At 66.4% G+C, this 10,508-nt stretch carries 11 protein-coding genes and 1 riboswitch; of the genes, 9 read left to right on the plus strand and 2 right to left on the minus strand.

Features of this window, described 5'->3' with window-relative positions; genetic code table 11:
- Window positions 1-234 precede the first annotated feature (234 nt).
- Window positions 235-801 carry a class I SAM-dependent methyltransferase gene (locus tag VN856_RS05920; protein WP_325687092.1) on the plus strand — a complete coding sequence of 189 codons (567 nt, stop codon included), beginning with the start codon at window positions 235-237 and terminating at the stop codon, window positions 799-801.
- Between the two features lie 29 nt (window positions 802-830).
- Window positions 831-1,931: an alpha/beta hydrolase gene (locus VN856_RS05925; protein WP_325687094.1), complete on the plus strand. Its 1,101-nt coding sequence runs from the start codon at window positions 831-833 to the stop codon at window positions 1,929-1,931.
- On the opposite strand, the gene VN856_RS05930 is transcribed toward VN856_RS05925, so the two are convergent.
- Window positions 1,878-2,777 (minus strand): sigma-70 family RNA polymerase sigma factor, encoded by a 900-nt coding sequence (locus VN856_RS05930; protein WP_325687096.1) that lies wholly within the window; start codon window positions 2,775-2,777, stop codon window positions 1,878-1,880. The genes VN856_RS05925 and VN856_RS05930 overlap by 54 nt on opposite strands.
- Before the next feature lie 56 nt (window positions 2,778-2,833).
- Between VN856_RS05930 and VN856_RS05935 the strand changes: the two genes are divergently transcribed.
- The 7 genes from VN856_RS05935 (at window position 2,834) to VN856_RS05965 (ending at window position 10,109) form a co-directional block, all read left to right on the plus strand.
- The gene (locus VN856_RS05935) at window positions 2,834-3,490 is read left to right on the plus strand and encodes an MOSC domain-containing protein (protein WP_325687098.1); all 657 of its coding nucleotides are present in this window, start codon (window positions 2,834-2,836) and stop codon (window positions 3,488-3,490) included.
- Window positions 3,487-4,809 carry an aspartate aminotransferase family protein gene (locus VN856_RS05940; protein ID WP_325687100.1) on the plus strand — a complete coding sequence of 441 codons (1,323 nt, stop codon included), beginning with the start codon at window positions 3,487-3,489 and terminating at the stop codon, window positions 4,807-4,809. Before VN856_RS05935 ends, VN856_RS05940 begins: the two co-directional genes overlap by 4 nt.
- Window positions 4,806-5,804 carry an SMP-30/gluconolactonase/LRE family protein gene (locus VN856_RS05945; protein WP_325687102.1) on the plus strand — a complete coding sequence of 333 codons (999 nt, stop codon included), beginning with the start codon at window positions 4,806-4,808 and terminating at the stop codon, window positions 5,802-5,804. The genes VN856_RS05940 and VN856_RS05945 overlap by 4 nt, the downstream gene beginning before the upstream one ends.
- A gap of 77 nt (window positions 5,805-5,881) precedes the next feature.
- Window positions 5,882-7,126 carry a D-alanyl-D-alanine carboxypeptidase family protein gene (locus VN856_RS05950; RefSeq protein WP_325687104.1) on the plus strand — a complete coding sequence of 415 codons (1,245 nt, stop codon included), beginning with the start codon at window positions 5,882-5,884 and terminating at the stop codon, window positions 7,124-7,126.
- A 40-nt stretch (window positions 7,127-7,166) separates the two neighbouring features.
- On the plus strand, window positions 7,167-8,570 hold the full coding sequence (locus VN856_RS05955) for a sugar porter family MFS transporter (RefSeq protein WP_325687105.1): 1,404 nt from the start codon (window positions 7,167-7,169) through the stop codon (window positions 8,568-8,570).
- Window positions 8,561-9,703: an N-acetylglucosamine-6-phosphate deacetylase gene (gene nagA, locus VN856_RS05960; protein WP_325687107.1), complete on the plus strand. Its 1,143-nt coding sequence runs from the start codon at window positions 8,561-8,563 to the stop codon at window positions 9,701-9,703. The genes VN856_RS05955 and nagA overlap by 10 nt, the downstream gene beginning before the upstream one ends.
- Before the next feature lie 15 nt (window positions 9,704-9,718).
- A riboswitch (guanidine-III (ykkC-III) riboswitch) is annotated at window positions 9,719-9,782 on the plus strand.
- Between the two features lie 12 nt (window positions 9,783-9,794).
- Window positions 9,795-10,109: a multidrug efflux SMR transporter gene (locus VN856_RS05965; protein WP_325687109.1), complete on the plus strand. Its 315-nt coding sequence runs from the start codon at window positions 9,795-9,797 to the stop codon at window positions 10,107-10,109.
- On the opposite strand, the gene VN856_RS05970 is transcribed toward VN856_RS05965, so the two are convergent.
- Window positions 10,106-10,508: aquaporin (locus VN856_RS05970; protein WP_325687111.1), on the minus strand; the 403-nt coding region annotated here is incomplete at its 5' end. The two genes, VN856_RS05965 and VN856_RS05970, sit on opposite strands and share 4 nt — an antisense overlap.

Consider the following 10,508-nt stretch of genomic DNA (forward strand, 5'->3'; position numbering starts at 1 on the left):
GCGGCTGGTTGCCGCGGTGAGCTACCTGCTCGATGGTTACTCGGTCACCGACGCCGCCCACCTGGCCGGGTTTGCCGACGGGTCGCATGCCAACAAGGTGTGCTGGGAGATGACTGGGGCGACCCCGCGCGAACTCGCCGATGCGGTTCGACGCACCTTGATCTGACGGCCTGATCTGACGGATCCGTACAAGCGCTCCCGTCGTGGCTGAACCACGCTTGGGATATGCCTGCAATGTCTTCATTCGAACGTGCCTACTGCTGCAGCTCGTTTTGGCGTTCCAGCAGCTCGACCGTCGCGCGTGTACTCCGCGCTCAACGACTGGGCCGCGATGTCCTGGAAATCGGCGCCGGGAGCGGATCCGTCGCCCAACAGGTTCTCTCGGAAAATCCCGAACTTGTCTGGACCGCAATAGATATTGATCCGCAGATGGCGCAGGCCGCCACCACGCGGTTGGGCGGGTTCGCACGCGCGTCGGTGAAAACGGCCGATGCCACCGCGATGCCATTCCCAAATGATTCCTTCGACTCCGTCGTCAGCTGCCTGATGCTGCACCACATCATCGACTGGGAGCGCGCCGTGGAAGAAGTCGCACGCGTGTTGCGTCCGGGAGGGACCTTCGTCGGTTACGACCTGACCCGCACTCCACTCGCGAGCCTGTTTCATCGATTGGACGGCTCCCAGTACCGGCTGATCGTGCCCGACGACTTCCGCGCCGAGTGCGCCCGACATGGTCTCACGACCAGCCTGCAGTCCCGCCTGCTCGGCCATGTCATGCGATTCGTCGCCCACAAGAACTGAAAAGCCCACCGAGATAAGGAGATATTGTCATGACAGCTAAACGAACCCGGGTCAAGGCCGCGGTGGTCCGCGGCGCCTTCGGCTTGCCCAAACCGGTCCGCCGACTGCTGGCGGGCGCGCCGCTGCGAATCGACGGACAGGTAATGGCGCTGGACGCACAGCTTGCCATCGCCCTCAAAAATCGTTCAGGCTCCGATGTTTTCGATGGAGCCGTGGAAGAGGCCCGAGCACGGTATGACGAGCTTCCGCATCTCATCGGCTACCAGCCACCGGTGCCGGTCGCGACCCGGGAGATCGCCATCCCCGCCGAGCACGGCGAGGTCCCAGCGACCCTCTACACCCCCGCCGACGTGCCCGAGCCGTCCGGGCTGCTGGTGTACTTCCACGGCGGCGGCTTCTCGGTCGGTTCACGGTTCAGCCACGACCCCATCGCCCGTTACCTGGCAAGCCATGCCGGCGCTCGAGTCCTCTCGGTCGAGTACCGGCGCGCCCCGGAACACCAGTTCCCCGCCCCTGTGCACGACGCACTCGCCGCGTTCGAGTACGCCCGCGACCATGCTCGCGATCTGGGTGCCGATCCCGCCCGCATCGCAATCGGTGGTGACAGTGCCGGCGGCAATCTCGCCGCCGTGACCACCCAGCAGGCGGTGCGACGAGGCGGCATAGCGCCGTCGTTCCAGCTGTTGATCTATCCCGCGACCGATCTGAGTACCCGCCGGCCGTCGCGCGACTTGTTCGCCAACGGTTCGACCTTCACCGAACGCAATCTTCAGTGGGTGATGGCCAATTACATACCCGCGGGAACCGATCTGGAAGATCCGCGACTGTCACCACAGCATGGCGACGTCGCCGGCTTACCGCCCACCTATATCGCCAGCGCTGGTTTCGATCCGGTCCGCGACGACGGTGAGGCATACGCGCACAAGCTGCGGGCCGGGGGGATCCCGGTGGCATTGACCCGTCAGGCCGACCTGCCACACGGTTACCTCAGCTTTATCGGGCTGGGCGGCCGATTCGCCGAAGCCGCCGGCGAAGCCGCCGGAGCGCTGCGACTCGGCCTCGCCCTGGGTTCATGGTCACCGACCCAACGGAGAGCCGGTGAACTTGTCGGGGTTGGCGATATCCCATAGGGCGCAGACCTTTCCGTCGCGCACCGTCATCGCGATGATCCGCGGCAGCATCTCGCGGTATCCGTCGCTGGCCGGCAGGCCGGCCGTGTAGATGCCGAGTTCGCCGTTGATGAACCCCAGCTCGTAGGCGGTATACATGGACGGCCCATAACGTTGGGCGAGACCGAGCATGAACCGAACGACCTTGTCCGCGCCATGGATGACCTGAACTGCCGTGGGCGCCTTGCCATCCGAATCGCCGGTGAACGTCACGTCGGGATGCAGCAGCGCGACCACGGCGTCCAGGTCACCGTCTCCCATCGCGGCGATCAGCCTGCCGACCACCTCGTTGTGCGACGGATCGGGTTCCGGTGGCGGAGAAGTGGTGACGGCTTTGCGGGCCCGCGAGGCGAGCTGCCGGGCTGCGGTCTCGCTGGTCCCGAGCACCTGCGCCACGTCGGCGAACGGGATGGCGAATCCGTCGTGCAGCACGAACGCAACCCGTTGGTCGGGCGAAAGACGTTCGAGCACAACCATCGCCACGAACCGGGCATCCTCCTGTGCCACCACGGCAGACAGCGGATCGGCTCGATCAACGCCGGTCACCACCGGCTCGGGCAGCCAGTTGCCGGTGTACGTTTCCCGCCGGTGCGCTGCCGACCGCAACCGGTCCAGCCCGAGCCGGCTCACCACAGTGGTCAGCCAGGCCTGCAGGTCGGCGATTGCATTGTCTTGTCGAGCCCAGCGCAGCCAGGCTTCCTGGACGATGTCCTCGGCATCGGCGACGGTTCCGGTCAGCCGGTAGGCGACCGACATCAGATGCGGCCGCAACGCTTCGAATTCGGTGACCTGCCGGGCAGAGGTCATGTGGCGAGCGTAACCGTAAGCGATCGAGGTGCAGTGCTCGCCGCTATTGTGAGCGGGTGCACGTCTTGTCGGTCAATGTGGCACGACCCCGCGTCAACCCCGACCCACGCGCGCAGTCGAAGCTGACCGGCATCGACAAAAAGCCTGTCTCCGAGGCCGTACAAGTACGACCGCCGGGGCGGAGTCAAAGCGATGCGAGTGGCCTGCTCGGCGACACCATCGGAAATCCGAAGCTGCACGGTGGAGCTGACCAGGCGGTCTACGCCTACGCCCGCGAAGATCTCGACCGCTGGGAAGCGCGCCTCGATCGAACCCTCGACAACGGAATGTTCGGTGAAAATCTCACCACCGTCGGTGTCGACCTGACGCAGACCCGCATCGGCGAACGGTGGCGGATAGGGACCGGAACGCTGCTCCTAGAAGTCTCTGCGCCGCGTACACCCTGCCGGACGTTCGCGTCGTTCCTGGATCTGCCGCGATGGATCAAGACCTTCACAGACGCCGGCACGCCCGGCGCGTACTTTCGTGTCCTGTCCTCCGGTGAGGTCCGGGCTGGTGATCAAATCACCATCGAGTACCGCCCCGATCACGACGTGACCATCGGCCTGGTCTTTCGCGCTCGCATGACCGATCCAGCTCTGGCTCCCGCGCTACTGCAGGCCGACGCACTCTCCGCCGAGCTCAAAACCTTTGCGCGACAACGTGCCACATGACTGACCACCTCTGGCTGCACTTCGCGCGGCACGGCCCGGATATCACACCGCCGGTCATCACCCGTGGTGAAGGCGTGACGATCTTCGACGACACCGGCAAGAGTTACCTCGACGGGCTCTCCGGGCTTTTCGTGGTGCAGGTCGGACATGGCCGCGCCGAACTGGCGCAAGCCGCCGCCCGGCAGGCCGGCACACTCGCCTACTTTCCGTTGTGGGGGTACGCCACACCACCCGCAATCGAGTTGGCCGACCGGATCGCGGGCTACGCGCCCGGCGAGTTGAACCGGGTGTTCTTCACCAGCGGCGGCGGCGAGGCTGTCGAATCGGCCTGGAAACTGGCCAAGCAGTATTTCAAGCTCACCGGCAAACCTGGTAAATACAAAGTGATCTCACGTGCGACCGCCTATCACGGCACCCCGCAGGGTGCGCTGGCGATCACCGGATTGCCGGCCTACAAGACGCCGTTCGAACCGCTCACACCCGGCGGCTTCCGGGTGCCGAACGCCAATTTCTACCGTGCACCGGAGCCGTTGCGCACCGACATCAAAGCCTTCGGACAATGGGCCGCCAACCGGATCGCCGAGGCGATCGAATTCGAGGGACCTGACACCGTCGCCGCGGTGTTCCTCGAGCCGGTGCAGAACGCGGGCGGCTCGATACCGCCGCCGCCGGGTTACTTCGACCGGGTGCGGGAAATCTGCGATCACTACGACGTGCTGTTGGTGTCCGACGAGGTGATCTGTGCCTGGGGCCGGATCGGGTCGATGTTCGCCTGCTCCGACTTCGGCTATCAACCCGACATCATCACCTGCGCCAAGGGTTTGACGTCGGGGTACTCGCCGATCGGTGCGATGATCGCCAGCGACCGCCTGTTCGAACCGTTCAACGACGGCACGACGGTGTTCCCGCACGGCTACACCTTCGGCGGTCACCCGGTGTCGGCCGCCGTCGCGCTGGCCAACCTCGACATCTTCGAGCGCGAGGGCCTCAACGACAACGTCAAACGCCAGGCTCCGGCTTTGCGTGCGACTCTGGAGCGGCTCTACGACCTGCCGATCGTCGGCGACATCCGCGGCGAGGGCTACTTCTACTCGATCGAACTCGTCAAGGACCAGGCGGCCAGAGAGACCTTTACCCGCGAGGAAAGCTCAAAACTGTTGCCGCAGATCGCCTCGTCGCTGTTCGCGGCCGGCCTGTACACCCGCACTGATGACCGTGGCGACCCGGCGATCGTCATCGCACCTCCGCTGATCAGCGGCCCCGCCGAATTCGAAACCATCGAAACCATCTTGCGCGGCGTGCTGAAGGAAACCTTGTGAGTAAACCCCGCATCGACCCGATCCGGTGGCAACCGCCGCCGTCGCGGCCGCTACCGGCACCCGATTTCACCGCGGATCTGCGTGTGGTCGCGGTGCCCGGCACCGCACCCGAGGACGCCGTCGCCGATGCCGACGGCAACATCTGGACCGGAGTCGAAGACGGCCGCATCGTCCGGATCAGCCCCGACAGCAATTCCGTACAGGTGGTCGCCGACACCGGCGGACGACCGCTGGGCCTGGCGGTCGCCCGTGACGGTCGCTTGCTGATCTGCGACAGCCACCGCGGCCTGCTGCGCTACGACCCGGCCGCTCGAGCCATCGAAACGTTGGTCGCCGAGGTAGCCGGCCGGAAACTGACCTTCTGCTCAAACGTCGTCGAATCATCGGATGGCACAATATTTTTCACCGAGTCGACCAGCCGGTTCTACTACGAGTACTACAAGGGCTCGGTCATCGAGGGACGCCCGACCGGCTCGCTGTTTCGGCGTGATCCCGACGGCACGGTCAGCGAACTGGCTTCCGGTCTGTACTTCGCCAACGGCGTGACGCTGACCGCCGACGAATCGGCGGTGGTCTACGCCGAGACCACCGCCTGCCGGTTGTCCAAGTACTGGCTGACCGGTGACCGGGCCGGCACGATCACCCCGTTGGTCACCGCTCTGCCCGGCTATCCCGACAACATCTCGACCGGTCTGGACGGCCGGATCTGGGTGGCGCTGGTCTCCGACCGCAACCCGCTCAACGAATGGCTGGGCCCACGCGCGCCGATCATCCGCAGCCTGATGTGGCGGCTGCTGCCCTACCGCTGGCTGCCCAACCCGAAGTCGACGGTCTGGGTGGCCGCCTTCGACCCCGACGACGGGCATGTGGTGAGCCAGCTTCGCACCCAGCACGCCGATTTCGGGCTGGCCACCGGAGTGGTCGAAACCCCCGGCCGGCTGTGGCTTGGTCGCATCGGCGGCACCGGCGTCGGTTATCTGCCCATTGTCAACTAGTTGGTGCAACATCCGTAACACCAGTCACAGCGCGGCTCCGCGGAATCGGGCCGCTGATCGCCTACTCTGCACACACGATGGCACTCTTCAGAACTGCGTCATGCCTGGCAGCGGCTGCGCAGGTGTTGTTACTGGGCATGCTGAGCGCGCCGGCGCTGCTCGGCATGCCCGCCGCGTTCGCCGAGCCGGCCGTCGTGCACGACCTGTGCCCGTTCAAGGTGGCGACCCCGCCCGCGGTGGACTCCTCGGAAGTCCCGCAGGCCGGCGACCCGCCGCTGCCGCTGCCCGTGCCGCCCTCGCCGATCGGCGGTAACTCCCTGGGCGGCTGCGGTGTGGTCACCGCGGCAAACACTCTCCCGGTGCCGGGCGACGTCTCCGCCGAAGCCTGGGTGGTGGCCGACCTGGACAGCGGCGCCATCGTCGCCGCCCGCGATCCCCACGGTCGTCACCGCCCGGCCAGTGTGATCAAGGTGCTCGTCGCGATGGCATCGCTGCGCGAGCTCAACATCAACAAGGCCGTTGACGGCACCCCCGACGATGCCGCCGCGGAGGGCACCAAGGTCGGTGTCGCGCCCGGCGGCACCTACACCGTCAACCAGTTGCTGCACGGGCTGCTGATGCACTCCGGCAACGACGCCGCACACGCGCTGGCGATGCAATTGGGCGGCATGCCGGCGGCGCTGGACAAGATCAACGCGCTGGCCGCCAAGCTCGGTGGTAAAGACACCCGCGCCGCCACACCGTCGGGTCTGGACGGGCCCGGCATGAGCACCTCGGCCTACGACATCGGGTTGTTCTACCGATACGCCTGGGAGAACCCGACTTTCGCCGACATCGTGCATACGCAGAAGTTCGACTTCCCCGGACACGCCGACAGCCCGGCCTATGAGCTGGAAAACGACAACCAGCTGCTTTACCACTACCCGGGCGCGCTCGGCGGCAAGACCGGCTACACCGACGACGCCGGACAGACGTTCGTCGGCGCCGCCAACCGGGACGGTCGCCGGCTGATGGCGGTATTGCTGCACGGCACCCGGATGCCGATCGCGCCGTGGCAGCAAGCGGCTCATTTGCTGGATTACGGGTTTGCGACCGCGCCGGGAACTCGGGTGGGAACGCTGATCGAACCCGATCCGTCGCTGACCGCCCCGAACCCTGCGGCGAACGGCGACAACGCCGCCGGACCCGCCTCGAATGCCGCCTCGCTGATACCCGCCGCGGACGCTTTGCCGGTTAGGGTCGGGGTCGCGGTCATCGGTACGGTCGTCGTGTTCGGCTTGATTATGGTGGCCCGCTCGACGAACCGACGGCCGCAGCACTAGGCGGCGACCACGGTCCGGGCGGCTACCCGGAGGGGAGATTGTGAGCCGCATCGGCGAGTCTCTGCGGGCACGACGGCGATTGCTGATCGGGGTCACGGCGGCGACGCTCGGCATCATCTGCGGCTACGACCTCTCCAACATCGCCGGCGCGCTGCTGTTCATCTCCAACGACTTCAACTTGACCATCCGCAAGCAGGAACTGCTGACGACGATGGTGGTGATCGGCGAGATCTGCGGCGCGCTCAGCGGCGGATTCCTGGCCAACGCGATCGGCCGCAAGCGCTCGATGATGCTGGTGGCAGGCGGCTATGCGGTGTTCTCGCTGCTGGGCGCCGCGGCGGCGTCGATGCCGTGGCTGATGGCGGCGCGCATGTTGCTCGGCATGACCATCGGGTTGTCGGCCACCGTGACCCCGGTGTTCATCGCCGAGTCGGCGCCGGCCCGATTGCGCGGAGCGATGCTGGTCACCTACCAGGTGGCGACCATTCTCGGCATCATCAGCGGCTACCTGTCGGCATACATGCTGGCGGAATCGGGTAGCTGGCGCTGGATGCTCGGGTTGGCGTCGGTGCCTGCCCTGTTGGTGCTGCCGCTGTTGGCCTCCACGCCCGACACCGCGCGTTGGTATCTGTTCAAGAACCGAGTCGACGATGCCCGCCGATCGTTGCTGCGGATCGAGCCGAACAGCGACGTCGACAAGGAAATCGCCGAGATCTCCGAGGCGATGCGCGAAGAGCGGGGCGGATCGATCCTCGAGATGCTCCGCCTGCCTTATCTGCGCGCCACGCTGTTCGTCGTCGGACTCGGTTTCTTCGCCGAGCTGAGCGGCATCAACGGAATCATCTACTACAGCCCGCTGTTGTTCCAGGCCATGGGTTTTCAGGGCAATTTCGCCCTGCTGGTGTTGCCCGCGGTGATGGAGCTGGCGTCGCTGGTCGCCGTGCTGACCTCGCTGGTCCTCGTGGACCGGGTCGGACGCCGGCCTATCCTGCTGTGCGGCATCGCAACGATGATTGTCGGCGACGGGGTGCTGATCGCCGTGTTCGCGGCGAAATCCAGTGCGGTCTCGGGTTTCGGATACGCCGGGCTGTTGATGTTCACCATGGGCTTCACCTTCGGGTTCGGCGCCTTGGTCTGGGTCTACGCCGGGGAGAGTTTCCCGGCACACCTGCGGTCACTGGGCTCCAGCGCGATGCTTACCGCTAACCTGACGGCCAACGCGCTGATCGAGTCCGTCTTTTTGACGATGCTGAACAGCTTGGGCGGCGCCGGGATGTTCACCATCTTCGCCATGATCGCCACCGTGGGATTCTTCCTGGTCTACCGGTTCGCCCCGGAAACCAAAGGACGACAACTCGAGGACATCCGCCACTTCTGGGAGAACAACGGTCGCTGGCCTGACGAAACCACCAGTGCGGCAACGGATGTACCGGCATGCCGCTGATCGCCGCGGGCACTGTCGTACTCGAGCAGGGCGTCTGCCGCCCGGGCTGGGTTGAAACCTCAGGCGACCAGATCGTGGGCTGCGGTGCGGGCGCACCGCCGCATCCCGCCGATGTAGACCTGCCCGATGCGGTGATCGTCCCCGGCTTCGTCGACGTCCACGTCCACGGCGGTGGCGGCGCGACGTACACCGGCGGCGACGCCGCAGAGATTCAGCGAGCGGCCGGCTTTCACCGCGAGCACGGTACGACCACCACGCTGGCCAGCCTGGTCACCGCGTCGTCGGCCGATCTACTTGCCGCCGTGCGGGTGCTTGCCGAGTCGACCCGCGAGGGCACCGTCGCCGGTATTCACCTCGAGGGGCCGTGGCTGAGCGCGGCGCACTGCGGAGCGCATGACCACACGCAACTGCGTGACCCAACGCCGGCGGAGATCGACGAGTTGCTGGCCGCGGGCGACGGCGCAATCCGGATGGTCACTCTGGCGCCCGAGCTACCCGGCAGCGACGACGCGATCTCCCGCCTGGTTGATGCCGGAGTGGTTGTCGCCCTTGGACATACCGATGCCTGCTACGAGCAGACCCGCCACGCCATCGAGCTGGGGGCTACGGTCGGCACCCACCTGTTCAACGCGATGCGGTCAGTGCATCACCGCGAACCGGGGCCGGCGCTCGCCCTGCTGCAGGATCCGCGGGTGACCGTCGAACTGATCGCGGACGGTGTCCATGTCCACCCCGCGATGGTGAACGCGACGATCGAGGCGGCCGGGGCCGACCGGGTCGCATTGGTGACCGACGCGACGGCCGCTGCGGGAGTCGGCGACGGCGAATTTCAGCTCGGCACGGTAGCCGTCGACGTCGTCCAGGGGGTGGCCCGCGTGCGCGGCACCTCGACCATCGCGGGCAGCACCGCCACGATGGATCAGCTCTTCGGCGCGGTCGCCGGCCACGGCTCAGACCGGGACACCGCACTTGCCGCCGCGGTCCGCATGACGTCGACGACCCCGGCCCGGACACTCGGCATCGACGGCGCCGGAAGTCTGCGCGTCGGCGCCAAGGCCAATCTCGTTGCGCTGGAACCCGATTATCGGGCCGCCGCCGTGATGGCACGCGGCAGCTGGGTACCCGGCCAATGAGGTTTGCTACCGTCGATCGGGTCAGCAACTGACACCGGACGAGGCGCACCGTACCCGGCCAGCGACAAGACGGCGCGAGGAGAGGTGCGCGATGGCGTGGCTGGTGTTGGTGGCGTCCGGAGTTCTCGAGGCGGTGTGGGCGACCGCGATGGATAGATCCGACGGCTTTTCCCGGCTGCTGCCGTCGCTGATTTTCGCTGTGTCGCTGCTGTTCTCGATGGCGGGGTTGGCATTCGCGATGCGCAGCCTGCCGACCGGAACCAGCTACGCGGTCTGGGTCGGTGTCGGGGCGGTGCTCACTGTCGGTTACGCGATGCTGACCGGCGACGAGACGGCGTCGCCGGTCAAGGTGTTGCTCATCGCCGGTGTGGTCGGCTGCATCGCGGGCCTGAAGGTCGTCAGCTAGGTGTTGTCGGTGATGGGCGGGACCGTCTCGTCAGCCCGGCCGAACAACAATGGATAGGCGATACCGGCGATCGCCCCGCCGATCAGCGGCGCCAGCCAGAACACCCACAGCTGGGCGGGAGCACCGTCGCCGTTGAAGAACGCGACCGCGGTCGACCGGGCCGGGTTGACCGACGTGTTGGAGATCGGAATGGCCACCAGGTGGATGATCGTCAGGGTCAAGCCGATCGCCAAGCCCGCGAAGCCTTTCGGCGCCCGTGCGTCGGTCGAGCCGAGGATGACGAACAAGAAGACGGCCGTCAAGACGATCTCGGCGAGGATGACGGCACCGAGTGAGTAACCCGTCGGTGAATGGGTACCATAACCGTTGGCCGCCATGTGGCCCGTCGCGATGAAGCCG

The sequence above is a fragment of the Mycobacterium sp. genome, from assembly GCF_035603715.1.
Lineage (GTDB): Bacteria > Actinomycetota > Actinomycetes > Mycobacteriales > Mycobacteriaceae > Mycobacterium.